This window comes from Pseudomonas sp. 2995-3 (assembly GCF_002742565.1).
GTDB lineage: Bacteria > Pseudomonadota > Gammaproteobacteria > Pseudomonadales > Pseudomonadaceae > Aquipseudomonas > Aquipseudomonas edaphica.
Genome location: NZ_LJSB01000157.1, coordinates 730,859 through 755,764, shown reverse-complemented (window position 1 = coordinate 755,764; position 24,906 = coordinate 730,859). Strand labels below are relative to the sequence as shown.

Here is a 24,906-nt window from a genome sequence, read left to right as displayed (position 1 = left end):
TATCCTTACTCGGTAACGCCTTGGCTGACGCATTCACCGCGTCGCCACAGGCTCCATTGGCCCGGTTCGTAGCGGGTCCAGTTTTCATTGTCGGTCAAGGGCTCGGTGGCGATCACCGTGACTACGTCATCAGGCGTGGTTTCGGCCTGAAAATCGACGATCACGTCGACATCTTTCAAACGCGCCGGGCCAAACGGTGCGCGCCGGGTAATCTGCGCCAGTTTGGTCGAGCAGTAGCAAAACAGCCAGTCGCCGTCGCTGAGCAGGCAGTTGAACACGCCTTTGCTGCGGTATTCGGCGCAGGCGGCGATCAGGTCCGGCAGCACCTGCTCGATCTCCACCGGCTCCGGAAAGGCTTCGCGAACGCGATTGAGCAGGTCGCAGAACGCCGCTTCGCTGTCGGTGTCGCCCACCGGCCGGTAGAACGTGGCGCGCGGGTTGAAGTCGGCCAATTGGCCGTTATGCGCAAAGCACCAGTTACGGCCCCACAGTTCACGCACGAACGGGTGAGTGTTGGCCAGGCTCACCTTGCCCACATTGGCCTGGCGGATATGGCCAATCACCACTTCACTTTTGATTGGATAACGCTGCACCAGCAGGGCGACTTCCGACTCGCTGCTCGCGGCCGGGTCCTGGAACAGCCGCAGGCCACGGCCTTCGTAAAACGCGATACCCCAACCGTCGCGGTGGGGGCCGGTACGCCCGCCCCGCTGCATCAGCCCGGTAAAGCTGAACACGATATCGGTGGGGACGTTGGCACTCATGCCCAATAATTCACACATGCCAGGGCTCTCGCTGCAGGGCTTACAACGTTAAAGACGCGGCTCAACCCGCAGATTGCCGGCAGGCGGCGGGCGACGGAAAGGTTCGTCGTCTTCGTCTACCGGCTCGGCGGCCAGTGCGGCGTCGGCGGCGGCCTTGCGCTCACGGCGGGCGTTGGCGGCACGCTCGATGGGCCAGCGGATCAACACGAACACGATATACACGCCAAACGCGATCATCGTGTACATGAACAGGTCGGAGATGGCCCGCCAGGCGTTATTGCCCACGTGCAGCACCAGGTCCAGGGCGGTAATGGCCACGGCTGGCGCAAACTGGGTCTTGACCGGGTCGACGATGGTCGGGCTGAACAGCAACACCGCCATCAACAATTGCAGCGGCTCACGCAGCCAGCGCCAGATCCAGCGGGTCATGCGCCACCACACCAACAGGCAGCCCAAAGCGGCGAAGGCGTAAAGGCCCCAAGCGGTCAGATAGTCGTTCTCGGTCATGGTGTCCATGGCAAGGCTGGCAAAGAGGCGGCTATGATAACGGCTTTTGCGTGTCTCGGCTGCAATGCCTGCCACCATCCGCCAGACAGAGAGTGATCCATGCCTATATCGACTGCCCCGATCGCCCGCAAGGCCCAAGGCCCGGACCCGTATGCCTGGCTGCAGGAACGTGACACACCTGAAGTCCTCGATTACCTCAAAGCCGAAAACGCCTGGCAGGAAGACCAGCTCGCCGGCCAGCAAGCCCTGCGTCAAAGCCTGTTCGAAGAAATCAAGGGCCGCATCCTGGAAACCGACCTGTCGTTGCCTTCGCCGTGGGGCCCGTACCTGTATTACACACGCACCACCGCCGGTGATGAATACGCCCGCCACTACCGCTGCCGTCGCCCGGCGGATGACAGCAACACGGTGGACGAAAGCAGCGAAGAATTGCTGCTGGACCCGAATGTGCTGGCAAACGGCGGCTTTTTCTCCCTGGGCGCGTTCAGCATCAGCCCCGACCACCTGCGCCTGGCCTACAGCCTCGACACCAGCGGTGAAGAGATTTACACCCTGTACGTGAAGGAATTGGCCACCGGCAAGGTCAGCGAACTGGAGTTTGAAGACTGCGACGGCAGCATGACCTGGGCCAACGACAGCCTGACGCTGTTCTTCGGCGAACTGGACGACACCCATCGCCCGCACAAGCTTTACCGCTACCGCCTGGATGGCACGGCAGCGCAGGAAGTGTTCCACGAGCCCGACGGGCGGTTCTTCCTGCATTGCTACCGCTCCAGCTCCGAGCGCCAATTGCTGCTGGCCCTGGGCAGCAAGACCACCAGCGAAATCTGGGCGCTGGACGCCGACCAGCCACAGCAGGCTTTCACCTGCCTGGCGCCACGGGTCGAAGACCATGAATACGATGTCGACCACGGCATGCTGGATGACCAATGGACCTGGTTTATCCGCAGCAACCGTGACGGCATCAACTATGCGCTGTTCATCGCCGCCGACACTGGCAGTGTGCCAAGCGAGGATCAATGGCAGAACCTGGTCCCCCACAGCGATGACGTGATGCTCGACGGCGTAAGCCTCAATGCCGGCGCCATGACCTTGAGTCTGCGTATCGGCGGCCTGCCGGTGATCGAAGTGCACCCGCAGGGTTCGAGCGCCTACCGCGTGGAATTGCCTGACGCCGCCTACAGCCTTTACGTGCAGAACAGCCTGGAATTTGCCAGCGACAAGATCCGCCTGCGTTATGAAGCCCTGAACCGTCCGGCCCAGGTGCGCCAGCTTGAACTGGCCAGCGGCGCGCAGGTGGTGCTCAAGGAAACCCCGGTACTCGGTGTGTTCAACGCCGACGATTATGTCAGCCAACGGCTGTGGGCGACTTCTGCAGATGGCACTCAGGTGCCGATCAGCCTGGTGGTCAAGCGTGATCAGCTTGGCCAACCCACGCCGCTGTACCTCTATGGCTACGGCGCCTACGGCTCAAGCCTCGACCCTTGGTTTTCCCATGCGCGCATGAGTTTGCTGGAGCGTGGCGTGGCATTTGCCATCGCGCATGTACGCGGCGGCGGTGAGCTGGGTGAAGCCTGGTACCGCAATGGCAAGCAGGAACACAAACAGAACACGTTCAGCGACTTTATCGCCTGCGCCGAGCACTTGATCGCCGAAGGGCTGACCACCTCCAAGCAGCTGGCTATCAGCGGCGGCAGTGCCGGCGGCCTGTTGATCGGCGCGGTGCTCAATCAACGCCCGGAGCTGTTTCAGGCGGCGATTGCCGAAGTGCCGTTCGTCGACGTGCTCAACACCATGCTCGACCCGGAACTGCCGCTGACCATTACCGAGTACGACGAGTGGGGCAACCCGCAAGAGCCCGAGGTGTATGAACGCATCAAGGCCTACGCGCCCTATGAAAACGTCCAGGCCCAGGCTTACCCGCACATGCTGGTGATTGCCGGCTACAACGACAGCCGCGTGCAGTATTGGGAAGCGGCCAAGTGGGTGGCCAAATTGCGCGACACCAAAACCGACCACAACCTGTTGCTGCTCAAGACTGAACTCGGTGCCGGCCATGGCGGGATGAGCGGGCGTTACCAGGGATTACGTGACGTAGCGCTCGAATATGGATTTGTCTTCAAGGCCCTGGGGCTCGTTTAAGGAACTTAGCAAGGCGGTCCTGTCTGAACACAAGACCGCCCGACTTGATTGATGGACCAAGATTGCAGCTATGCCACTACCGACTCTGATGAACAACGAAATCCGCGACATGCTCATGGATTGCGGCCTGTTCGACCCGCTGTTACCGGAAGATTTTCACGTGGCCGCCGGCTACTTCAATATCAGCAGCATTGCCCGCGATGAGGTGATTTTCCTCGAGGGCGATGCAGGCACCTTCATGTGCATCCTGCACAGCGGCCAGGTGGCCGTGCAAAAAACCAATCACACCGGCCAGCGCCTGACCATCGCCACCTTGCGCAGTGGTCGGGCCTTTGGCGAAATGGCCGTGCTTGACGGCGAGCGGCGCTCCGCCAGTTGCGTGGCCGCCAGTGATTGCGTGCTGTTGAACCTGGGCAAAGATGCGCTGGAAAAAATGCTCAACGAAGCCCCCAGGGTAGCGGCCAAGATCATTCGCGCGATTGCGATTGCCTTGTCCAAGCGCCTGCGCATGGCCGACGGGCAATTACTGTCCCAGCAATTTTAACCGCCGGGCGTCTTCGGCTTGCTGTCATTTTGCAGCAGGCCGGGCACCGTCTGATCCTTGGGCGGCGTTGGCAACACAATCGGCACCAGCGCCGGTGAGCCGTTCGCGGTGGTTTTGGGCGCCACGGGCGGAGTGACTTGCGGGTACAAGGTGGGCGTCGGCGTGCCCGGCGCACCGGGGGTTGGCGTAGGCGCCACGGGCACGGTTTGCGCCTCTTGCGCCTGCGCCGCACCCAATGTGAGCGCGCTCAACGCAATGACCGTTAGAATGCTGCACTTCATCGATGGCTCCATGGCCTGACCGGAATGTCGTAAGGCTACTCCCAACCGCGCAAGAATGCCCTTCCCAATGAGATTTCCATGAAACGTTTCGTTCTGCTCGACACCACCCCAATCCCCGACAACGGCGGTGCCTTGTGCCTGTTCGAATACGGCGAGGATTTTGTCATCAAGATCCAGGGCGGTGACGGCGGCCAGTTGATGAACACACGCATGCATGGTTCCGAAGACGCGCTGGCGGAGATTCCTTGCCGTAAAGTCGCCGGTCGGCCGGGTTCGCGGGTGCTGATCGGCGGCCTGGGCATGGGCTTTACCCTGGCCTCGGCACTCAAGCATTTGGGCAAGGGCGCTGAAGTGGTGGTAGCGGAATTGGTGCCTGGCGTAGTGGAATGGAACCGTGGCCCACTGGGGGAAAAATCCGGCCGCCCGCTGCTGGACCCACGCACGGTGATCCGCATGGAAGACGTGGCCAAGGTGCTGCAGGCCGAGCCGCAAGGCTTTGACGCGATCATGCTGGATGTGGACAACGGCCCCGAAGGCCTGACGCAAAAAGCCAACAGTTGGCTGTATTCGGCCGGTGGCCTGGCCGCGTGTGCCAAAGCGCTGCGGCCTAAAGGCGTGCTGGCGGTGTGGTCAGCCAGCGCCGACAAGCTGTTCAGCGACAAACTGCGCAAGGCCGGGTTCAAGGCCGAGGAAGTGCAGGTGTTCGCCCATGGCAACAAGGGCACCCGGCATACCATCTGGATTGCCGAGAAGCTCAAGGGCTGAGGCCCGCTGACACAAAAAAAAACCTGTAGGAGCCCGCTGGTGTGGGAGCTGGCTTGTGTGGGAGCTGGCTTGCCTGCGATAGCATCACCGCGGTCTACCTGAATCACCGAGGTGCCAGCATCGCAGGCAAGCCAGCTCCCACATTTTGGTCCCGTGTCAGCCCCGGGATTTTCGATAGTCGATCACATACGGCACTTTTTTCTCGAAGGTCTTGTCCAGCTCGCCCTGGTCCAGTTGGGTCATACCGCCCAGTTGCCTGGCAGTAAAACCGCTGCTGCCCACCTGTGAACCCGGCGCCAGGCTGACCATGCGCTTGGCAACCGCCTCAATCGCGTCCTTATAGCCGCCCTTCTTGTTCAGGTTGTACGCCTTCAAATCAATCTGCGTACGCAGCCAATTGCCCCAGTAGAACTCCAGGAATTCCGGCGCAATCGCGCCATCGTCCGGCTTGCCATAGGCGGCCTTGCGGGTGAAATACACCAGGCTGCGAAACGTGTCGTCCTGCAGGTTCTTGAAGCCCAGGTGCGCAGGCAGCTGTTGCGGCGGCAGGGTCTGGCCTTGATTGTCCTTGAGCCAGACCTTGCGGGCCGCCTCCATGCGCTGCCAGAAGGTATTCATGTCGGCGCTGTTGCTGAAGTCATCGGTTACCTTGACCCACATTTTCAGCTGCGGGCCGCCGCCGGGCACTTCCCACAAGGTGGTAAAACTATGGTGACCGTCGGTCAGGTACAACTGGCCACCGGGGCCAACCACCACGGTTTTCATGTCGTCGGGGTGGGTGCCCACCGGGTCTTTGCAGGTGAAACTATCGGGTTGGTGCAGGTCGGCTTTCTTCGGCACGTTGTCGGCGGCGCCCTGGCCGTTGGTTTCGCAGTATTCGTCGAACACCTTGGCCGGTTTGTCGGCGAACAGCCCCAGGCTGTAGTAGATCTGGTCAAAGCCCACCACGGCCTGGGTCGGGTGCAGTTGCTCAAGGGCCACCTCGATCACCTGGCCGGGCTTGGGTGTGGAGAACGCCTGGGCTTGAGCGGCCAGGGCGCTGAGCAGCAGGGCTGCGGTCCATGTGTACACACGCATAGGTTTCAGATCCTTGTGAAGTGAATATGCCGATACTACAAACGTTCGCTCAAGCGCAGCTGTACCGCGGCTGAAAAAGCCAGCGGTCATTTGCCTCGCGAGCGGCTAGAATCAACCCTATCCGTGAACCCCCAAATAGCCAGGAGCCATGATGAGCTCGACCAACCCGCCCTCCCACACCGCCAAGCTGGACCGCATCCTCGCCGATGCCCAGCGCGACCGGGAAATGGGCTACCGCGACAAAGCCTTGAAGATGTACCCGCACGTGTGCGGCCGCTGTGCCCGTGAGTTTGCCGGCAAACGCTTGAGCGAACTGACCGTACACCATCGCAACCACAATCATGATGACAACCCCCAGGACGGTTCCAACTGGGAGTTGCTGTGCCTGTACTGCCACGACAACGAACACTCGCGCTACACCGACCAGCAGTATTTCGGCGAAGGCTCCACCAGCAGCCCGACGATTGCCAAGGCGACGCACAACCCGTTTGCGGCGTTGGCGGGGTTGATGAAAAAGGACGACTGAAGCCCTTCTTTGTCTGTGCGGGCCTCATCGCAGGCAAGCCAGCTCCCACAGGGGAATGCATTCCAAGTGTGGGAGCCGGGCTTGCCCGCGATAGCGATCGCCCAAGCAACACATGCCTCCAAGGCCGTATAATCGCGGTTTTCCTCCAAGGCACCCTTCCCCGTGGGCAATAAACGCTACAGCTGCATCGGTCTGTATAACCCCAAATCCCCCGAAAACGTCGGCTCGGTGATGCGCGCCGCCGGCTGCTACGGCGTGGCCTCGGTGTTTTACACCGGCGTGCGTTACGAGCGCGCCCGGGACTTCATCACCGACACCAAGAAGGTCCACCACGACATTCCGTTGATCGGCATCGATGACCTGAAAAAGATCCTGCCGCTGGGCTGTATCCCGGTCGCCGTGGAGCTGGTGGAAGGCGCCCGCCCTCTGCCCGAATACACGCACCCGGACCGCGCGCTGTACATCTTCGGCCCCGAAGACGGCTCGCTGGACAAAGAGATCCGCGACTGGTGTGAAGACGTGGTGTACATCCCGACCACCGGCTGCATGAACCTTGCCGCCACCGTCAATGTGGTGCTGTACGACCGTCTGGCCAAGGGCAACAACACCCGCTCAGGCCCCAAGTACTGATATTTCGGGAACATCCGGCGCCTGCAAACAGTCAGCTACTTACACTTGCCTTTGTTGGAGACAAACCATGAGCGACAGCAAAACCCTGCGACCTATCATCGAACACCTGCAGCCAGCCCCCAAAAGCGAGCAAAACGTACACGGGTCGGAACGCATTCTTTCGGTGGCCGGCGGTGTGATGATGGTCGGCAAAGGCCTGCGCCGTGGCGGCATCTTCGGGCTGATCCAGGTGGCGATTGGTGGCGTGGCGCTGGTGCGCGGCGTGACCGGGCACAGCTCGCTCAAGGACAAGCTGGAGCAAGGCCGCCAGGAAATGAACAGTGTGCGCACCAAGATCGAACGCGCGGGCGAAGAGTTGAAGAACTTGAAGACCAAGGCTGAAGTGGCGGCAGAGAAAGCCACTAAATAGCCCGGCCAACCCCAATCAACTGTGGGAGCTGGCCAGCTCCCACAGTTGTTTTGGGTCAACGCAATAATTTGTTGTCCAGCACCACCGACGACTCGCCGATCACACTTTCAGCCAACTGCACAAACTGCGCCGTATTAACACTGTTCGCCCGCATCACCGCCTGCGCCAGATCATCCAGCGAACGTTTGTTGTGGGTCTTGACGCGGATCTCGCGGTCCAGCTCCTGCAACACCAGCACCGCCCGCGCCACGGTCGCAGCGTTGACTTGATTGCCGCGCAGGCTGATCACGCCCTTGCCCTCCTTGGCCAACCGCGTCTGTATCGCCGCATACCGCTCATCGGTAATGCCGCCGGCACGCCGCAGCAGTTCAATGGCGTAATACTCGCCCAACCCTTCGCTGATCCAGTCACTGGTATCGTGGTCGTTAAAACGGCCAATGGCTTGCACCACTTCGCGCAGCAACGGGCTGCTGCCGTTTTCGCTGATCAGCGGCGTGCGGCTGTTAAGGTAAATCGAATCGCGAGATGAGAAAGCGCCACGGCGCATCGGGTCGCTGGCGCCGACGATCAACAGCTTGGCAGGATGGCGTGGCAGTGCGGCTTCGACTTGCGGCCAGACGAACGTCAGCAGCGTCAGCACGTCCATCCGGCGCATGGCCTGACCCTTGGGCGAGGCCACGGTGACGTCAGTTTCACCCAGGCGCACGCGACGACTGCCGAGGCTGCCAGCGAGCATCCAGCCGGTAGGCCGGTCGAACAGGCGGGACACATTGTCGATACGGAATTTGTGCTTGCCGATACGCGGCCAGGCGGTTTCGACGCTCTTCCAGCCGGCCGGCAATTCAAACATCAGGCGCGACACCAACTCGGTACCGTCCTGCTGGTCCAGCCGCGCAACCGGCACCAGCTCTTCGCCGCGAAACAGCGCCCAGCTCGGCGTCATCCGCGCCTCATACACGCCCGCCTTGCGCGCATGGGCGAGGCGCACGCGGTAAGTCAGGCTGGCTTTGTCGGCGCTGGGTTGCCACAGGCCACGGCTGCCGGTGACCTGCCATTGGCCGTCGGCCTTGAAGTCACTGTAGTCGCCGTCACGGCCCAGGTCGAAGTTCAGGCTGCGCACAGCCGAGCCCTGGGACAGGCTCACGCGGACCTCGGCCTGATCACTCTGGGGCAGCAGCTTGACGTGATAATCGAGGTCGACTTTCTTCGCGCACCACGCAGGCAGGCTCAGTGCCAGCAGCACCAAGGATGCCGCCAGCCGGGTTGCCACCCTCATACACACTCCTTTTCAGCCTGCGCGGAAGATCAGGTAATCCTCCCAGTCATCTTCGGGCACGCTGCCTTCGGCGAGCATGCGCCCGGACTGGGAAATGCGTTCATGGTGCACAGCATCGCGGTCGCCACACACCAGGTGATGCCACAGCGGCAAGTCCTTGCGTTCGCTGACCAGGCGGTAGCCGCAGGTCGGCGGCAGCCATTTGAACTGGTCGGCCTGGCCCGGCGTGAGCTGGATGCAATCGGGCACCGAGGCGCGGCGGTTGGTGTAGTCGCTGCACTGACAGGTTTTCAGGTCGAGCAATTTGCAGGCGATGCGCGTGTAATAGACGCTGTTGTCTTCTTCATCCTCAAGCTTTTGCAGGCAGCACAGGCCACAGCCGTCGCACAACGACTCCCACTCCTCCTGGTCGAGGTGTTCAAGGGTTTTGCGTATCCAGAAAGGTTCGACTTTGGCGGCCATGGCTCTACATCAGTATCGGAAGGTGAAAAGGCCGCCAGTCTAGTGCCCAAGGCGCCTGGGGCCAAGCGCTTACGACTGGCGGTGTAACAACACTTGTCAGTCTAGTGGGCGCGCAGTAGCTTTGAAGGCCGAATTGACGATCAGGAACTGCCCATGACACGCGTTGCCGATTACCCGATCCACACCCAGTTCACCGAACGCTGGTCGCCCCGCGCCTTTACCGGCGAAAGCATCCCGCAGGAGACGCTGCTGAGCTTCTTCGAAGCCGCACGCTGGGCGCCGTCGGCCTACAACTCGCAGCCATGGCGCTTGCTCTACGCGCGCCGCGACACGCCGAACTGGGAGCGTTTCCTGGGGTTGCTCAATGAATTCAACCGTGGTTGGGCGCAACACGCGTCGGCCCTGGTGATCATCGCTTCAAAAACCGACTTTACCGCCCCCGGCGCCAGCGAAGAAACCCCGGCGCTGTGGCACACCTTCGACACCGGTTCGGCGTGGGGCCACCTGGCGCTGCAAGCCAGCCTCAGCGGCTGGCACACCCACGGCATGGCCGGTTTCGATCAGGAGCTGACCCGCAAAGAGCTGAAGATTCCAGAAGGTTATGCCCTGCACGCGGCTGTGGCCGTGGGCAAGCTGGGGGACAAGTCGAGCTTGCCGGAGTACCTGCAAGGTCGTGAAGCGCCAAGCCCGCGTCGGCCGCTGAGCGAACTGGTGTCCGAGGGTGATTTCAGCCTGTAAGCCTTGCATAGATCCAATATGTGCGGGCTTGTGTGGGAGCTGGTTTGTATGGGAGCTGGCTTGCCTGCGATGAAGGCACCTCGGTGAATCAGGTAGACCGAGGTGATGCTATCGCAGGCAAGCCAGCTCCCACATAAGCCCAGCTCACACGTTTAATAGCCGCGTTCGAAGCTGACTTCCCCGCGCAGTGCATCCTTGGCCTGATAAGCCCGCAGGTTCTGCACAAACAATTCCACCATCATCCCCGGCGACGTCGGCGCGGAACTGTGCCCGGTCAACAGCAAGCCCCAGGCGGTCCAGAACGGATGGCGTTGCGGCAAAGGCTCCTGACGGCACACGTCGATCACCGCACCGGCCAAGTGCCCCTCTTTAAGCGCCTCGACCAAATCGGCATCGACCACCGCCACGCCGCGCCCGACGTTGATAAACAACCCCGTCGGCTTGAATTGCTTGAACAGCGCCGCGTTGTACAAATCATGGGTATCAGGCGTGTTCGGCAGCAGGTTGATCACGTAGTCCACCTCCCCCACCAGCCGGCTCAGTTGGTCCAACCCGGCCACTTCGATAAACGGTGCCTGTTCTCGCGCGCTGCTGGCAATCCCGTAGAGCTTGACGCCAAACGGCAGCAAAAAATCAGCAACGCTCTGGCCGATATCGCCGGTGCCAACCACCAGCACCTTGCGTCCCGCCAGGCTTTGGCCCATGCGGTTGTCCCACTTGCGCTCGACCTGGCTGACCAGTCGCGCCAGCACTTCGCGCTCATGGCCGAGCATATAGGTGAGCACGAACTCGGCCATGACCTGGCCAAAGATGCCTACCGCGCGGGTCAGGCGATAGTCGCGCGGCAAGCCATCGGCCAGCAGCGGCGTGATACCCGCCCAGGTCGATTGCAGCCATTGCGGCTTATGGCCCTGGCGCAGCAAGGTGGCGAGCAGGTCCGGCTGGCCCAGCCAAACCGGGCAATCGGCGGCCAGGCGCGACAGTTCGGCCGAGTCGCCGCTGGTCAGCACCTCAAGGTCCGGGGCCGCTTCGCTCAGCAATTGGGCGTAGAGCGGGTGATCCTGTTCAGCAATCAGAACACGCATGGTTCAAACCTTTCAAAAACAGTGCAGACGGCCGCCCGCTTCCTTACGGCCACCGCCAAACGAATACGAGTCCATAAAAGAATGTGCCCGGGACAGGGCACTGACCGGTTACATCGGGTCGTTGCGGCGCAGCAGCTCTTCGGGCAAGTGCTCGATGTACTCGTCCTCGGCCGGTGGCATTTGCAGGTGGTAGCCCTGCTTGTCGAGGTTTTCCAGGACCACGGTAATGTCCTCGCGCGACAACTTGCGCTCCGGCGTGAGTATCATCTCGAATGCAAGATGGGCTTTGCCGAAGGCAGTCATCAAGGGTTCCGGCACACGCTCCAGCGCATCGCTTTTGAGCACGTAGAGGTACATCCCGTCTTTTTTCAAGCTGCGATAAATGGAGCAAATACGTTTCAAGGCTGTTCTCCGGCAGTGGCCAGGCTGTCGAGCAGCGCCTGGCCCATCAACTCGCGGCGCCAGCCACGCAGCGAGTCTGGCAATGTATAAGGCCCATCGGGGTAGCCGCTCTTGACCAGGGCTTCGAGGGTTTTCTTGCGCAGCATCAGTTCCGGCGCCATCTCCAGGCGCTCGGCCTCGGCCTGGCCGAGGGCGCGCAGTTGCTTGATCAGCACAGCAGCGTCCACCGGCAGCGGCTCAGCCACGGCGGGCGGCCACTGGTCCATCGACACGCTGCCGGCGCGCTTGATCAGGTCCAGCAGAAACTGGCCGTCCTGACGCACAGTGCGCGGGTGCATGTCTTCGATCTTGCCCAGCGCAGCGAGGTTATCCGGCTGGGATTTGGCCAAGGGCCACAATGAGTGTTCGCGAATGATGCGGTTGCGCGGCAGGTCACGGGCACGGGCCTGCTGCTCGCGCCAGGCGCACAGCTCACGCAATACGGCGAGCTGCGCACGCGAGAGTTTCCACGCCAGCTTGGCGTCACGGTACACCTCATACGGGTCGACTTCGCGGCGCAGGTTGGCCACCAGTTCGGCGCCGTCTTCCAGTACCCAGGCATATTTGTCATCCGACAGCTGCGGGCGCAAGCGCACATAGACTTCGGCCAGGTGCACCGCGTCTTCGGCGGCGTAGCTCACCTGGGTCTCGGACAACGGCCGCTGCAGCCAGTCCGAGCGGGTTTCGCCCTTTGGCAGTTCGATGTCGAGTACAGCCTGCACCAGGCGCGAGTAGCCCATGGAGAAACCGAGGTTCAGGTAAGCCGCTGCCAATTGAGTGTCGAACAGCGGCACCGGCAGGCTGCCGGTCAGGCGCAACAACACTTCCAGGTCTTCGCTGCAGGCGTGCACCACCTTGATCACCGCCGGGTTCTCCAGCAAGGCGGCCAAGGGTTGCCAGTTATCGATGGTCAGGGGGTCGATCAGGTAAGCGCGAACGCCATCACCGATCTGGATCAGCCCGGCAATGGGATAAAAGGTGTCGACCCGCATGAATTCGGTGTCGAGGGCGACGAATGGCAACTGCTGCCATTCGGCGCAATGCTGGCCGAGGCTATCGTTGTCGCAGATCCAGTGAATATCGATGGCCACACGGCTCTCCCTTGAAGAATGGCGCGCAGTATATATCGCGAAAGGGACTTGCGAGCATCCGCAGTGCACACACCATCATGAAAACTCTGACAAGAGAGGAAGAATAGTCCGACAGGCGGGACTTAGCCTCTCTTACGCAAGACGTAGACACGCCACAGCTTGGAGCCCGGCAGGAACTCCTGCTGATGGAGGACCTTGAAACCGGCCTGGCGGAATTCGTCCTCCACCGGTGTGCGCGAGCTCACCGCGACAATCACTGTGTCGCGACTGACACGGTGAAATTCGCGCAACAGCGCCATGCGTACGTCGCTGCTGGGCACATGACGAAACAGTTCCAAACAGAAAATACAGTCCACGGCGTTGGCCGACAGGCCGATGGAAAACGCCGAACCCTGGAACGTTTTGACCCGTTTGAGCAACGCCGCCGGGTGATGGGTGCGCGCATGGTCGAGCATGTCCTGGGAGTTGTCGGATGCCAGGATCACCCGGTTGACGTGTTCGGCCAACACGGGCCAAAACCGGCCGGAGCCACACGCCAGGTCGAGGATCAACCCAGGCTCACCGGCCACTTTCAACGCTTGGCGCACCAGCCGTTCATCGCGCCAGGCCGCCAGACGCTTGAGCAGCGCGGGCGGACGCGTGTCGCCGCAGACCTGCGCATGCTCGCGGTCACAGCGCTCGGTGAATTCGATCTCGATAGAGGATGGAGGTTGTGGCGACATCGCGGGCTCATGTGGGTGGAACGGTGGTGAACGACCTTGATCCGCAGCTTAACCACTGCAACGTGAAAAAAAGGTTGAAACCGTGACGCCTGTAAAACACCGACGTTCGACTGTGGGAGCTGGCTTGCCTGCGATGCTGGCACCTCGGTACATCGGGTACACCGAGTTGATGCCTTCGCAGGCAAGCCAGCGCCCACAGAAAAGCAGCTCTTCGGTGTATCCAAATCTGCTGCCAGCGGATCACGCCTGATGCAGATACCAGCGCCAATCCTGCTCGCCCACCTCCCCCATGAACTGACGATATTCCTCACGTTTCACCGCCAAATAGACGCCGAGGAATTCACTGCCAAACGCCTCCCGTGCCCAGCTTGAACCCTCCAGCGCACGCAAGGTGGTCAGCCAGTCAGTGGGCAGCAACTCCTTGGCCTGGGCGTATCCGTTACCTTCCACCGGCGCACCGGGGTCGCGCTGTTCGCGAATGCCTCGGTGAATACCCGCCAGGATGGCGGCAGCCGCCAGGTAAGGATTGGCGTCGGCCCCGCAAATCCGGTGTTCGATATGCCGGGAATAGGCAGGCCCGCCCGGCACGCGCAGGCTGACGGTGCGGTTATCCACGCCCCAGGTGGCCGCCAGCGGCGCATAGCTGTTGGTCTGGAAGCGCCGATAAGAGTTGGCATTCGGGCAAAACATCAGCAGCGAATCGAGCAAGGTGCTGAGCATGCCGCCCACCGCCTGGCGCAGCAGCGGCGTGCCATCGGCGGCCTCGCTGGCGAACAGGTTATTGCCCTGGGCATCCGCCAGGCTCACATGCATGTGCATGCCGGTGCCCGCCAGGTCATCGAACGGCTTGGCCATAAAGCAGGCGGTCATTGCGTGCTTATGCGCCACGCCCTTGACCAGACGCTTGTAGCGCACCGCTTCGTCCATGGCTTGCAGGGCATCCGCGCGATGTTCCAGGGTGATTTCCACCTGGCCCGGCGCATACTCGGAAATCGCCGTGCGCGCCGGAATGCCTTGCAGCTTGCAAGCGCTGTAGAGGTCGGCCAGGAACGGCTCGATTTGCTCCAGCTCACGCAGGCCGTACACCTGGGTCGAGCGCGGGCGATTGCCGTCCACATCCCGTGCCGGTTGTGGGCGGCCGTTGCTGTCGGGTTTCTGGTCGAGCAGGTAAAACTCCAACTCCGCCGCCATCACCGGGTAATAACCGTCGGCCTTGAGGTCGTCGATCACCTTGGCCAGCAAATGCCGAGGGTCAGCCACGGTGGCCGGCAAGCCTTCGGTGGGGTGCATGCTGACTTGCACGGCGGCTGTGGGGATCAGGCGCCACGGCATACGCTGCAAGCTGCCGCTGACCGGGTAGGCGCGGCAGTCGATATCGCCGACTTCCCACACCAGCCCGGAGTTTTCCACGTCGTCGCCGTTAATCGTCAGGCCCAGGATGGTGCTGGGCAACGGGCGGCCACTTTCATACACCGCCAGCAGCTCATCGCGGTGCAGCAACTTGCCGCGTGGCACGCCGTTGTTGTCGAGGATAAACAGCTCGAACATTTCGATGTCCGAGTGCTGTTCAAGAAAAGACTGGGCTTCTTGCAGGCTGGCAAAAACACTCATGGGAACTCTCATACGTTTGCGTCAGGCAGGCGCACAGGTGCGCGTCATTCATGGGGCAAATCAACGTAAGAGAAAGGTATCCGGTGGGCGCGCGTGTCGGCAGTGGAACAAGGCCCAGAAGGCCAGCGCGGACGGCAGTGTCGCGAGGTGAGTGTCAGGGGAGCCGTCCATGCGAGATTCACAGTGAGGTAGATGCCCTGCAGCGTCACACGCCCACAAAGGTTGTTCAATTCAGGGTTGACGGAGTTTGGTTGCAGCCTGGCTAAACAATTGCCATCCCTGCGTATAGCTGGAAATAATGGCGACCCGAGCATGCCCCAAGGATTCGATCGCATGAAAGCTCCCCTGGTCTTCTGTTTACTGGCAAGCGTGGCCACCCACGCCCTGGCCGATTCACGCCTGGACGAGGTGCTGCAAAACGGCACCCTCACCGTCTGCACCACCGGCGACTACAAGCCCTACACCTCGCTGCGTGCCGATGGGCGCTACGAAGGCATTGATATCGCCATGGCCGAGTCCCTGGCCAAGAGCCTCAACGCCAACATCAAATGGGTGCCCACTACCTGGAAAACCCTGATGCCGGACTTCCTCGCCCAGCGCTGCGACATCGCGGTGGGCGGTATTTCGGTGTCGTTGGAACGCCAGAAAAAAGCCTTCTTCAGCCAGCCTCTCGGCGTCGATGGCAAGATCCCGCTGGTGCGCTGCGCCGATGTACAGCGCTACCAGAGCGTCGAGCAGATCAACCAGCCGCAGGTGCGTGTGATCGAGCCGGCGGGCGGCACCAACGAGGTGTTTGCCCGCGCCCACCTGGCCAAGGCGCAAATCCGCCTGCATGACAACGTGACGATTTTCGACGAACTGCTGGCGGGCAAAGCCGACGTGATGATCACCGACGCCAGCGAAGCGCGCTTCCAGCAAAAACAGAAACCTGGGCTGTGTGCGGTCAACCCCGAGCGGCAGATGCAATACAGCGAAAAGGCCTTCCTGCTGCCCCGCGATGATGTGGCGTGGAAAAGCTACGTCGACCAGTGGCTGCACCTGAGCATGGCCACCGGGGTGTATGAAGGCATCGTCAATCAGTGGCTGGCGGCGCCCTGAGCAGGAGCCGTCTACGCTGTGCTCACATCAACCATAACGAGGGATCGGTAATGAAGGGATTGCTCCGACTCACCTGCCTGCTGCTGTTGGGGTTCAGCCAGGTGCACGCGACCACTCAGGATGAGGACGCTCGGGCCGCCAAGGCTCTGCTGGAAAAGGCTGTGACTTACTTCCAAAGCAACGGCGACAAAGCCTTCGCCGCGTTCAGCCGCCAGGGTGAGTTTATCGACCATGACCGCTATGTGTTCGTGGTCGACACCAAGGGCGTGTTGTTAGCCAGCGGCGGGCCTTCCTCTGCATTGATCGGCCGTGATGTGTCCGAGGTGCTCGGGCCAGACCTGCAAGCTTCGTTCAAACAGGCGCTGACCGTGCCCGAAGGCCAGGGCATCCAACAAGCCGACTACCGCTGGCAGAACTGGAACGACGGCAAGGTTGAGCACAAGCACGTGTTTTATCAGCGCGTGGGTGAACGCATCCTGGCGGTGGGTTACTACCTGCCACGGGCCACACCGGAACAGGCCCGAGCGTTGCGCAACAAGGCTGTGAAGGCGCTGGTCAAGGATGAGGCAGGCACGCTCAAGGCGATCAACTCATTGCAGGGCGGGTTTCTGCAGGATGATTTGTATGTGTTTGTGGTCGATCTGAACACCGGGCGGTATGTGGCGCATGGCACCAACTTGCGACTGGTCAATACCGACTTTCGCAAGATCAAAGACCCGGATGGCAAGCCGGTGGGTGAACCCATTCTGAAGCTGATGGCCGAGCAGGATCAGGGGGAATACAAGTACCGCTGGAAGAACCCGGTGACCGACAAGGTTGAGAACAAGCATGCGTACGTGCGCAAGGCCGGGCATTTTATGGTGGCGGTTGGGTACTACAGCCCCTGATCTGAGTTGGAATGCAATCCATTGTGGGAGCTGGCTTGCCTGCTCCCACAGTTTGATCATCGTTGTGTCAGTTAACGTGCTTTGTCTTCACGCCCACGCAGCACACGATTGGGCATCGCAATGGCCGCCGCCAACCCCAGCAACGACACCGCCGCACTCACCATCAGCAAATGCCGGAATGTCACCGCCAGCTCCCCGCGCAAGGCATCCTGCGCAGGCCCCGGCGCGGCGTTGAGGCCGTCGAGCAACACGTTGCCGGAACTGCCTTCAGCCCCCAGCGCGCCGCTGGCCAAATGCGCAAAGCTGGAATCCTGCAACAACGCCAACAGCAGTGCTGACATGCACGCCACACCGACCGCCCCGCCCAACGAGCGGAACAGGTTAGTCGTGCTGGTGGCCACGCCAATGTCGCGCTGCTCCACCGAGTTCTGTGTACCCACCAGGGACGTCGGAAACTGCATCCCCGCCGCAATCCCGCACAGCAGCAAAAACCCCGCCGTAAGCTCCACCGCCTGCGGCGCGCTGTAGGCCATGCCGAGAATCGCCAGTGGGCTCAAGCATGCGCCGGTGAGGATCATCGGTTTATAACGCCCGGTCACCGAGGTCATGCGCCCGGCGAAATAGGCCCCCATCGGCAAGCCCATGGCCAATGGCAGCAAGTGCAAGGCGGCGCTGTCGGCCCCCGAGCCGGTCACCGTCTGATAACGCAACGGCATCAACACCGTCAGGGAAATGGCCTGGAAGCTGGTGAAGAAAATCGTGCACCAGCACAGCACCGCGCTGCGATTGGCGAACAGGTGCATCGGCAACAATGGCTCGCGCGCCCGGCGTTCGTGCCACACGAACACCGTCAAGGCCACCAACGCGCAGGCCAACAGCCCCAGCACTTGCTCGTCACGCCAATGATGGCCCTGGCCGATTTCGGTGATGCCCAGCAGCAAGGCGGTCAGGCCGATGATCATCAGCACGGTGCCGAGGTAATCGATAATCGGCTTGCGCTGCGGCACCGGCAGCCCTACCAGTGTGCGGTGCGCCACATACCAGGCCCCGGCGCCCAGCGGCAGGTTGATCAAAAACACCCAACGCCACGACAGGTATTCGGTCATGTAGCCGCCCAGCACTGGCCCGGCCACACTGGCCACCGCGTACATGCTGCTGAAATAGCCCTGGTAACGCCCACGCTCACGGGGCGCGATGATGTCGCCAATGATCGCCTGGCTGACCGAGATCATCCCGCCGGCACCGATGCCCTGGAGAATCCGCGCCAGCACCAACTGCTCCATGCTTTGCGCCATGCCGCAAAACAGCGAGGCCAGGGTGAACACACCCATGCCGATCAACATCATCGGGCGGCGCCCGTACAGGTCGCCGAGCTTGCCGTAGATCGGCACGGCCACGGTCATCGCCACCATGTAGCCGGAGATCACCCAGGCCAGCAGGTCTACATCGTGAAACTGTGCGGAAATCGCTGGCATGGACACGGCGACAATGGTCTGGTCCAGGGCGCCGAGGAAAATCGCCAGCATCAAGGCGGCGAGCACACTGCGAACGGCAGGAACGGGCTGAGCGGGTTGGTTGAGGCTGGTCACGGCAGAACCTTCGAGCAAGGCCCGCAGGCAAGGAAGAGCCTGCGGGAATGCTGGATACGATAGCAGGCTACTCGATAGCTTCGTAAGGAAGCCCGACGTAATTTTCTGCGATGGTTTTGCGCCCCGCCTGCGAATGGATGAAATACTCAAGCTCGCTCTCGGCAATTCGCTGGCTGAAGCCGTCGGCGTCCGGGAACTGGTGCAACATCGAGGTCATCCACCAGGAAAACCGCTCGGCCTTCCACACCCGGCGCAGGCAGATGGCCGAGTATTTTTCCAGCAGGTCCACGCGGCCCTCGCGGTACACCCTGAGCATGATCCGAAACAGCGTGCTCACATCACTGGCCGCCAGGTTCAAGCCTTTGGCGCCGGTGGGCGGCACGATATGCGCGGCGTCACCGAGCAGGAACAGGCGCCCGTACTGCATCGGCTCCACCACGAAGCTGCGCAGCGGCGCGATGCTTTTTTCGATTGACGGCCCGGTGACCAGTTGCTCAGCCAACTGGCTGGGCAGGCGGGTTTTCAGCTCGGCCCAGAAACGCTCATCCGACCAATCATCCAGAGGCTCATCGACCGGCACCTGCAGGTAATAGCGGCTGCGGGTCGGCGAACGCATGCTGCACAACGCAAAGCCACGCGAATGTTTGGCATACACCAGCTCGTCATGCACCGGCGGTGTATCGGCGAGGATGCCCAGCCAGCCGAACGGATAGACGCGCTCGAACACCTGCAACGCCTCAGGCGGAATCGCCTGGCGCGCCACCCCGTGGAAACCGTCGCACCCGGCGATGTAGTCGCAGTCCAGGCGATAGGTTTCGCCGGCATGTTCGAAGGTGAGCCAGGGCCGATCAGTTTTAAGGTCATGGGGCTGCACGTCACGCGCTTCGTACAGGGTCACAGCCCCGGCAGCCTCGCGGGCGGCCATCAGGTCGCGGGTGACTTCGGTCTGGCCGTAGATCATCACCGACTGACCGCCGGTCAAGCCTTTGAGGTCGATATGGGTCAGTTGGCCATTGAGTGCCAACTCAAAGCCGTCATGCACCAGGCCTTCGGTGTCCATGCGTCGGCTGACGCCCGCCTCGCGCAGCAGGTCGACCATGCCTTGTTCCAGCACACCGGCGCGGATGCGGCCTTGCACGTAGTCGGCGCTCTGGCGCTCTAGAATCAGGGTCTGGATACCAGCGTTATGCAGCAGTTGGCCGAGCAGCAATCCGGAGGGACCGGCGCCAATAATGGCGACTTGGGTTTTCAGCGTTTTCATTATTTTTATGGCTCGCAAGCTTCACCCGAACGGATAGGGTGAAAGAGTTGTCATTCATCCTGTTGCTGATCATTTTTCACTTGAGTGGCCGCCATAAGAAGGTGAAAACTGAGACAAAGCCTGCGCTTTTTGCCAATTGGGGCGATTACCGCACCACTATCCTGAGTATCGGATTGAAACCATGACCAAAACTGCCAGTACCGCGATTCCGGTCTTCAAGCTTTACGGAGAAAGTCAGCAATGGCCGACTCCGGATTTGTTGCACTGTGAAACCATTTCCCGACGGAGCCGGGAATACCAGTGGGAAATCCAACCCCACCGGCACGCGGACCTGTGCCAGTTGCTGTACGTACACAGAGGCCAGGCGCAGCTGGAAATCGAAGGCCAGCGTACTACCCTCAGCGAAGCCACCTTGCAGGTGCTGCCGCCGTTGTGTGTACACGGGTTTCGGTTTTCTGAAGATGTGGAAGGTTTTATCCTGACGCTGGCCGCGCCGCTGGTCAGCCATTTGCAGACACAGTTGGGCGCGACGGTGGACGGTTTGCAGGCCCTGGGCAATTACCCCGCCGGCAAGGACAGCGATTACCTCAACAGCCTGTTCGCTCGACTGCAGGATGAGTACGCCGATGAACAACCGGCCCGCGACATGATGATGCACGCCCTGGTCAGCGTGCTGCTGGTGTGGATCAGCCGTCAAGCCATCCAGCGCCGCCACCCGCGTGCCCCACGTGGCCGGGAGTATTTCCGTCGCTTCACGCAGTTGGTCGAGCAGCATTACCGCGAACACCCGAAGATTGAAGACCTGGCGCACAAGCTGGGTATCTCGGTCTCACACCTGAACGGTACGTGCAGAGAATTGGGTGGCCAGCCTGCCTTGCAGATCATGCATGACCGCCAGTTGCTGGAAGCCAAGCGCTTGCTGACCTACACCAGCATGACCATCAATGAGATGTCGGAGGTGTTGGGGTTTTCCGACCCGACCAACTTCTCCCGGCTGTTCCGCCGCCGGGTGGGGTTTTCGCCCAAGGCGTTTCGCGAGCAGCTGAAGGCGGATTGACGCGGGACGCGGAGCGTCCTGGGCTGCATTACCACTCGGAGCGTGGGAACGATCACAGCCTACCTGAGCGCGCTGAAACTACCGGTACGCGGCACACACAGATCCTGATGGCAACTGATCGCAAAGGTCGGTTGCATACGGGTCTGTTCAACCCGATAGGCGGCCGTGCCGTACAGCGCGGTAGCCAACGCGCACAGGATGAAAATCATCAGGTACTTTCTAATTTTTAGGGTCATGGCACACCTCTGAATAGATCGACTCGGTGCTGTTTAAAGCATAGGTCAGTCAGGGCGAGTTGCCATTATTGGGCGTCATTCAACATCTTTATGTCGGCTTTACAGACCGATATCCCACACCGGCTCTTCCGGGAACCGCAGCACCAGAAAATCCAGCAGGCTGCGCAACGCCAACGGCATGTGTTTACGCGAGGCATACACGGCGTAGACGTTCATTTGCTGCGGCTCAGCCTCGGGCAGCAGCCGGATCAATTCGCCACTGCGGATGTAGTCCCCCGCCTGATAACTGGGCAGCCGCGCCACCCCGGCGCCCGCCAGCGTCACCCGCAGCAAGGTCGTGGCCTCGTTGGCGGTGATATTGCCCTGCACCGCCACCGAGACTGCTTCGCCGTTCTCGGTGAAGTGCCACAGGCTTTTGCCGAAGTAAGAATGCGTCAGGCAGTTGTGCTCCGCCAAGTCGTGGACTTGCCGAGGCTGCGGGTGTTCCAGCAGGTACGCCGGTGACGCGCAGATCACCGAGCGACACAGCGTGAGCTTGCGCGCGATCAGGTTGGGGTCCAGCTCAAAGCTGGTGCGGATGGCCAGGTCGATACGCTCATCCACCAGGTTTACCGTGCGGTCGAGCATCTGCAGGTCGATGCTGACCAACGGGAAGCGCTTGACGAATTCGGCCACGGCATCCGCCAACTGCGCCTGGCCGAATGAGCTGCTGACACTCAGGCGCAACTGGCCACGCGGCGCTTCATCCGGCTCACTGACGGCCGCCTGTATGTCACTGCACAGCTCCAGCATTTGCCGGCAGCGCGGCAGCGTTTCACTGCCGGCCGCGGTGAGGCTGAGCTTGCGCGTGGTGCGATGCATCAAGCGCGCACCGACCCAATCCTCAAGTTCAGCCAGATAGCGCGAGACCACCGGCCGCGACAGGTCCAACTGATCGGCGGCGGCGGACTGGCTGCCCAGGTCAACTACCGTGACAAACACCCGCATTGCTTGAAGACGATCCATGATTTGCACGCTTTTAGAAACAAACTATGTCCAAGCATCGCATTTTTTGTTGTGTTTGGTGCAACTAAGCTCTGTGCATCACTTACCTGCTGCTGGAGCTGCACATGATCTCGGTACTTAAACGATTTGCCCTGGCTTCGGCCGCCCTGGCGTTCGCTGCCCATGCTGCGGCTGCCGACCTGAAGCTGGATGCCTACAACCCTGGCACCTCGGCCATGATGCCGGTCAGCTCGGTACTGGTCAGCGGTGAAAAAGACCTCATCCTGGTCAACGCCCAGTTCGGCAAGACCCAAGCCGAGCAACTGGTGCAGAAAATCCGCAGCAGCGGCAAACACCTCACCACCATCTACGTCAGCGACGGCGACCCGGACTTCTACTTCGGCCTCGACACCCTGACCGCCGCGTTCCCCGACGCCAAAGTGCTGGCCACCCAGCCGGTGGTGGACCATATCAAGGCCACCGTCGAGCAAAAAATCGCGTTCTGGAGCCCGAAACTCGGCGCCGACAAGCCAAGCAAAGCCATCATCCCGCAGGTGTTGCAGGGCCATACCCTGACGCTGGAAGGCAAAAGCCTGGAAGTGATCGGCCTGGACGGTCCGCAACCTGAGCGCACCTTTGTGTGGATCCCCTCGATCAAGGCGGTCGTCGGTGGCGTCGTGGTGTTTGAAAACACCCACGTGTGGATGGCCGACACGCAAACCGCCAAATCCCACACCGACTGGCTGGCCACCCTGCAACGTATCCAGGACCTGAAACCGGCCACCGTGATCCCTGGCCACTACCTGGGCACACCGACCGTGCAGTCCGTGGCCTTTACCGCCGACTACATCAAGGCCTTCGATATCGAGACCGCCAAGGCCAAGGATTCGACTGCGCTGATCGCGGCGATGAAAAAGCGTTACCCGAACCTTAAAGACGAAAGCAGCCTGGAACTGGGTGCCAAAGTCGCCAAGGGCGAAATGAAGTGGTGATTGGTTTTAAACCCTAACGTACTGGAGAACGTCATGAGCAAGATTGCAATCATTGGTGCCACCGGCCGTGCCGGTAGCCAACTGCTGGAAGAAGCGCTGCGTCGTGGGCATACCGTTACTGCCATTGCGCGTAACACCGACACGCTGGCCGCACGCCCAGGCCTTACCGTTAAAAAGGTCGACGCCCTTGATGCAACGGCCTTGCAGCAAGCAGTGAGCGGCAACGACGTGGTGATCAGTGCGGCGCACTTCGCCACCCTGCCCGCCAGCGCCGTGATCGGCCCGGTAAAAAAAGCCGGCGTGAAACGCCTGCTGGTGGTGGGCGGTGCGGGTTCGCTGTTGTTGCCAGGTGGCAGTCGAGTGATCGACAGCGAGGGTTTCCCGGCTGAATACAAAGCCGAAGCCAGCGCCGGGGCTGAGTTTCTCGACGTGCTGCGTCAGGAAAAAGAACTGGATTGGACCTTCCTGTCGCCATCGGCGGAGTTTGTTGAAACCGAGCGCACCGGGAAATTCCGTCTGGGCCAGGACGATCTGCTGGTGAGCGCCGAGGGCCGTAGCTGGATCAGTTTTGCTGACTTTGCCATCGCCCTGATCGACGAAGTGGAATCGCCGAAGCACTCGCGCCAACGCTTCACAGTCGGTTACTGACCCTGAGGGAACTGGCTTGTGTGGGAGCTGGCTTGTGTGGGAGCTGGCTTGTGTGGGAGCTGGCTTGTGTGGGAGCTGGCTTGTGTGGGAGCTGGCTTGCCTGCGATGGCATCAGCTCGGTTTAACAGATAGACCGAGTTGCCCGCATCGCAGGCAAGCCAGCTCCCACACAAACCCGGTTCCCACAGTTGGATACTCAGTGTTAAGACTGGTGTGCCTCGCTCACCAGCCACGCCATCAACGCTTGCAGCCCAGCCGACGGCTCGATCCCCGGCGGGTACACCAGGTAATAGCCCATCCCCGTCGGCACCCGCAGTTCAAACGGCGTCGCCAGGCGCCCGGCTTTCACATCCTCACCAATCAGCGCACTGTCGCCAATCGCCACACCTGAGCCTTGTGACGCCACCGTCATGGCCAGGTCCAGCGTCTCGAAATGATGCCCCTGGGCCAGGTTGCTCAACCGCGTATTCGCCGCCTTTAACCACAACGCCCAATCCCGCTCGTCCCGCGTGGGGTGCAGCAGCACTTGTTGCTGCAAGTCTGCCGGGGTATCCAAAGCGCCGAGCAGCGCCGGTGCGCACACTGGCGTAAGTTGCTCATCAAACAGGTGCCGTGCCTCAGCCGACTGCTCGGCGATGGGCGCATAGATCACCGCCGCATCAAATTGCTCACGACGAAAGTCCACGGTATAGGCCACGGTGGTGGTGAGTTCCACCGGCACATCCGGGCGCTCCTTCTGCCATTGCAACAGGCGCGGCAGCAGCCAGCGCATCACGCAGGTGGAGGCCTTGAGTTGCAGGGTCGCGCGGCGGCTGCCGATCTGCTCCACCGCGTCACCGATCAGGCCGAATACTTGCTGCGCACGCAGTGACCACTCGCGGCCTTCTTCGGTCAGGCTCAAGCCCCGTGCCTGGCGCTGAAACAGGGCGTAACCCAAATGGCTTTCCAGGCCGGCAATCTGGCGGCTCACTGCGCCCTGGGTGATGTGCAGTTGCTCGGCGGCGCGGGTGAAGTTGCAGCACTGGGCAGTGACCCAAAACGTGTGCAGCGCAGGCAGCGGCGGAAGGCGTTTCATCGTGCGTG

General features: G+C 61.3%; 28 protein-coding genes. 12 read left to right on the top strand and 16 right to left on the bottom strand.

Annotated features, from left to right (window positions below; translation table 11 throughout):
- Nucleotides 1-5: 5 nt before the first annotated feature.
- Nucleotides 6-782, bottom strand: a complete 777-nt coding sequence (locus AOA62_RS11220; RefSeq protein ID WP_017137395.1) for a class II glutamine amidotransferase — start codon at nt 780-782, stop codon at nt 6-8.
- A 30-nt stretch (nt 783-812) separates the two neighbouring features.
- Nucleotides 813-1,349: a hypothetical protein gene (locus tag AOA62_RS11215; RefSeq protein ID WP_017137394.1), complete on the bottom strand. Its 537-nt coding sequence runs from the start codon at nt 1,347-1,349 to the stop codon at nt 813-815.
- Nucleotides 1,350-1,370: 21 nt separating this feature from the next.
- Between AOA62_RS11215 and AOA62_RS11210 the strand changes: the two genes are divergently transcribed.
- Together AOA62_RS11210 and AOA62_RS11205 are read left to right on the top strand one after the other, a co-directional pair.
- Nucleotides 1,371-3,413: a S9 family peptidase gene (locus AOA62_RS11210; RefSeq protein ID WP_099548663.1), complete on the top strand. Its 2,043-nt coding sequence runs from the start codon at nt 1,371-1,373 to the stop codon at nt 3,411-3,413.
- A gap of 70 nt (nt 3,414-3,483) precedes the next feature.
- A complete protein-coding gene (locus AOA62_RS11205; protein WP_017137392.1) occupies nt 3,484-3,957 on the top strand; it encodes a cyclic nucleotide-binding domain-containing protein in 474 nt (157 codons plus the stop codon).
- On the opposite strand, the gene AOA62_RS11200 is transcribed toward AOA62_RS11205, so the two are convergent.
- Nucleotides 3,954-4,238, bottom strand: a complete 285-nt coding sequence (locus AOA62_RS11200; protein WP_026013726.1) for a hypothetical protein — start codon at nt 4,236-4,238, stop codon at nt 3,954-3,956. The genes AOA62_RS11205 and AOA62_RS11200 overlap by 4 nt on opposite strands.
- 78 nt (nt 4,239-4,316) lie before the next feature.
- Between AOA62_RS11200 and AOA62_RS11195 the strand changes: the two genes are divergently transcribed.
- The gene (locus AOA62_RS11195; RefSeq protein WP_099548662.1) at nt 4,317-5,003 is read left to right on the top strand and encodes a spermidine synthase; all 687 of its coding nucleotides are present in this window, start codon (nt 4,317-4,319) and stop codon (nt 5,001-5,003) included.
- 156 nt (nt 5,004-5,159) lie between these two features.
- Here AOA62_RS11195 and AOA62_RS11190 read toward each other — a convergent pair whose 3' ends face one another.
- A complete protein-coding gene (locus AOA62_RS11190) occupies nt 5,160-6,080 on the bottom strand; it encodes a ParB/Srx family N-terminal domain-containing protein (RefSeq protein ID WP_099548661.1) in 921 nt (306 codons plus the stop codon).
- Nucleotides 6,081-6,231: 151 nt separating this feature from the next.
- On the opposite strand from AOA62_RS11190, the gene AOA62_RS11185 reads away from it, so the two are divergent.
- The 3 genes from AOA62_RS11185 to AOA62_RS11175 all read left to right on the top strand — a co-directional run bounded on the left by AOA62_RS11185 (nt 6,232) and on the right by AOA62_RS11175 (nt 7,645).
- Nucleotides 6,232-6,606 (top strand): YajD family HNH nuclease, encoded by a 375-nt coding sequence (locus AOA62_RS11185; protein ID WP_003210675.1) that lies wholly within the window; start codon nt 6,232-6,234, stop codon nt 6,604-6,606.
- Between the two features lie 162 nt (nt 6,607-6,768).
- Nucleotides 6,769-7,236 carry an RNA methyltransferase gene (locus AOA62_RS11180; RefSeq protein WP_003189607.1) on the top strand — a complete coding sequence of 156 codons (468 nt, stop codon included), beginning with the start codon at nt 6,769-6,771 and terminating at the stop codon, nt 7,234-7,236.
- Nucleotides 7,237-7,303: 67 nt separating this feature from the next.
- On the top strand, nt 7,304-7,645 hold the full coding sequence (locus AOA62_RS11175; RefSeq protein ID WP_017137388.1) for a DUF2892 domain-containing protein: 342 nt from the start codon (nt 7,304-7,306) through the stop codon (nt 7,643-7,645).
- A 55-nt stretch (nt 7,646-7,700) separates the two neighbouring features.
- Here the strand turns inward: AOA62_RS11175 and AOA62_RS11170 are convergent, their stop codons facing one another.
- Both AOA62_RS11170 and AOA62_RS11165 read right to left on the bottom strand, forming a co-directional pair.
- Nucleotides 7,701-8,921: a hypothetical protein gene (locus tag AOA62_RS11170; protein ID WP_099548660.1), complete on the bottom strand. Its 1,221-nt coding sequence runs from the start codon at nt 8,919-8,921 to the stop codon at nt 7,701-7,703.
- 12 nt (nt 8,922-8,933) lie between these two features.
- Nucleotides 8,934-9,383, bottom strand: coding sequence for a YcgN family cysteine cluster protein (locus AOA62_RS11165; RefSeq protein ID WP_017137386.1), 450 nt, complete (start codon nt 9,381-9,383; stop codon nt 8,934-8,936).
- 153 nt (nt 9,384-9,536) lie between these two features.
- Here AOA62_RS11165 and AOA62_RS11160 point away from each other — a divergent pair, with 153 nt between their 5' ends.
- The gene (locus AOA62_RS11160) at nt 9,537-10,121 is read left to right on the top strand and encodes a nitroreductase family protein (RefSeq protein WP_099548659.1); all 585 of its coding nucleotides are present in this window, start codon (nt 9,537-9,539) and stop codon (nt 10,119-10,121) included.
- Between the two features lie 152 nt (nt 10,122-10,273).
- On the opposite strand, the gene AOA62_RS11155 is transcribed toward AOA62_RS11160, so the two are convergent.
- From AOA62_RS11155 to AOA62_RS11135, 5 genes are all read right to left on the bottom strand, one after another.
- On the bottom strand, nt 10,274-11,206 hold the full coding sequence (locus tag AOA62_RS11155) for a D-2-hydroxyacid dehydrogenase (protein ID WP_017137384.1): 933 nt from the start codon (nt 11,204-11,206) through the stop codon (nt 10,274-10,276).
- A gap of 108 nt (nt 11,207-11,314) precedes the next feature.
- On the bottom strand, nt 11,315-11,608 hold the full coding sequence (locus AOA62_RS11150) for a YcgL domain-containing protein (RefSeq protein ID WP_017137383.1): 294 nt from the start codon (nt 11,606-11,608) through the stop codon (nt 11,315-11,317).
- Nucleotides 11,605-12,738, bottom strand: a complete 1,134-nt coding sequence (gene rnd, locus AOA62_RS11145) for a ribonuclease D (protein ID WP_017137382.1) — start codon at nt 12,736-12,738, stop codon at nt 11,605-11,607. Before rnd ends, AOA62_RS11150 begins: the two co-directional genes overlap by 4 nt.
- A gap of 122 nt (nt 12,739-12,860) precedes the next feature.
- On the bottom strand, nt 12,861-13,460 hold the full coding sequence (locus tag AOA62_RS11140; RefSeq protein ID WP_017137381.1) for a class I SAM-dependent methyltransferase: 600 nt from the start codon (nt 13,458-13,460) through the stop codon (nt 12,861-12,863).
- A gap of 240 nt (nt 13,461-13,700) precedes the next feature.
- Nucleotides 13,701-15,071: a glutamine synthetase family protein gene (locus AOA62_RS11135; RefSeq protein WP_099548658.1), complete on the bottom strand. Its 1,371-nt coding sequence runs from the start codon at nt 15,069-15,071 to the stop codon at nt 13,701-13,703.
- 333 nt (nt 15,072-15,404) lie between these two features.
- Between AOA62_RS11135 and AOA62_RS11130 the strand changes: the two genes are divergently transcribed.
- Complete coding sequence (locus AOA62_RS11130) at nt 15,405-16,169, top strand: transporter substrate-binding domain-containing protein (RefSeq protein ID WP_026013725.1); 765 nt, start codon at nt 15,405-15,407, stop codon at nt 16,167-16,169.
- Between the two features lie 50 nt (nt 16,170-16,219).
- Nucleotides 16,220-17,056: a cache domain-containing protein gene (locus tag AOA62_RS11125; protein ID WP_017137378.1), complete on the top strand. Its 837-nt coding sequence runs from the start codon at nt 16,220-16,222 to the stop codon at nt 17,054-17,056.
- A 71-nt stretch (nt 17,057-17,127) separates the two neighbouring features.
- On the opposite strand, the gene AOA62_RS11120 is transcribed toward AOA62_RS11125, so the two are convergent.
- Both AOA62_RS11120 and pobA read right to left on the bottom strand, forming a co-directional pair.
- Nucleotides 17,128-18,645 (bottom strand): MDR family MFS transporter, encoded by a 1,518-nt coding sequence (locus AOA62_RS11120; RefSeq protein WP_099548657.1) that lies wholly within the window; start codon nt 18,643-18,645, stop codon nt 17,128-17,130.
- A gap of 67 nt (nt 18,646-18,712) precedes the next feature.
- Nucleotides 18,713-19,897 carry a 4-hydroxybenzoate 3-monooxygenase gene (pobA, locus tag AOA62_RS11115; RefSeq protein ID WP_169985853.1) on the bottom strand — a complete coding sequence of 395 codons (1,185 nt, stop codon included), beginning with the start codon at nt 19,895-19,897 and terminating at the stop codon, nt 18,713-18,715.
- A 190-nt stretch (nt 19,898-20,087) separates the two neighbouring features.
- On the opposite strand from pobA, the gene AOA62_RS11110 reads away from it, so the two are divergent.
- On the top strand, nt 20,088-20,963 hold the full coding sequence (locus tag AOA62_RS11110; RefSeq protein ID WP_017137374.1) for a helix-turn-helix domain-containing protein: 876 nt from the start codon (nt 20,088-20,090) through the stop codon (nt 20,961-20,963).
- 59 nt (nt 20,964-21,022) lie between these two features.
- Here AOA62_RS11110 and AOA62_RS32020 read toward each other — a convergent pair whose 3' ends face one another.
- Together AOA62_RS32020 and AOA62_RS11105 are read right to left on the bottom strand one after the other, a co-directional pair.
- Complete coding sequence (locus AOA62_RS32020) at nt 21,023-21,199, bottom strand: hypothetical protein (protein WP_017137373.1); 177 nt, start codon at nt 21,197-21,199, stop codon at nt 21,023-21,025.
- Nucleotides 21,200-21,298: 99 nt separating this feature from the next.
- Nucleotides 21,299-22,204, bottom strand: a complete 906-nt coding sequence (locus tag AOA62_RS11105; protein WP_017137372.1) for a LysR family transcriptional regulator — start codon at nt 22,202-22,204, stop codon at nt 21,299-21,301.
- Between the two features lie 104 nt (nt 22,205-22,308).
- Here AOA62_RS11105 and AOA62_RS11100 point away from each other — a divergent pair, with 104 nt between their 5' ends.
- Both AOA62_RS11100 and AOA62_RS11095 read left to right on the top strand, forming a co-directional pair.
- Nucleotides 22,309-23,175 (top strand): MBL fold metallo-hydrolase, encoded by an 867-nt coding sequence (locus AOA62_RS11100; protein ID WP_017137371.1) that lies wholly within the window; start codon nt 22,309-22,311, stop codon nt 23,173-23,175.
- Between the two features lie 33 nt (nt 23,176-23,208).
- Entirely contained in the window at nt 23,209-23,823 is a 615-nt protein-coding gene (locus AOA62_RS11095) for an NAD(P)-dependent oxidoreductase (RefSeq protein ID WP_017137370.1), read from the top strand.
- A 202-nt stretch (nt 23,824-24,025) separates the two neighbouring features.
- On the opposite strand, the gene AOA62_RS11085 is transcribed toward AOA62_RS11095, so the two are convergent.
- Complete coding sequence (locus AOA62_RS11085; RefSeq protein WP_099548654.1) at nt 24,026-24,898, bottom strand: LysR substrate-binding domain-containing protein; 873 nt, start codon at nt 24,896-24,898, stop codon at nt 24,026-24,028.
- Nucleotides 24,899-24,906: the final 8 nt, after the last annotated feature.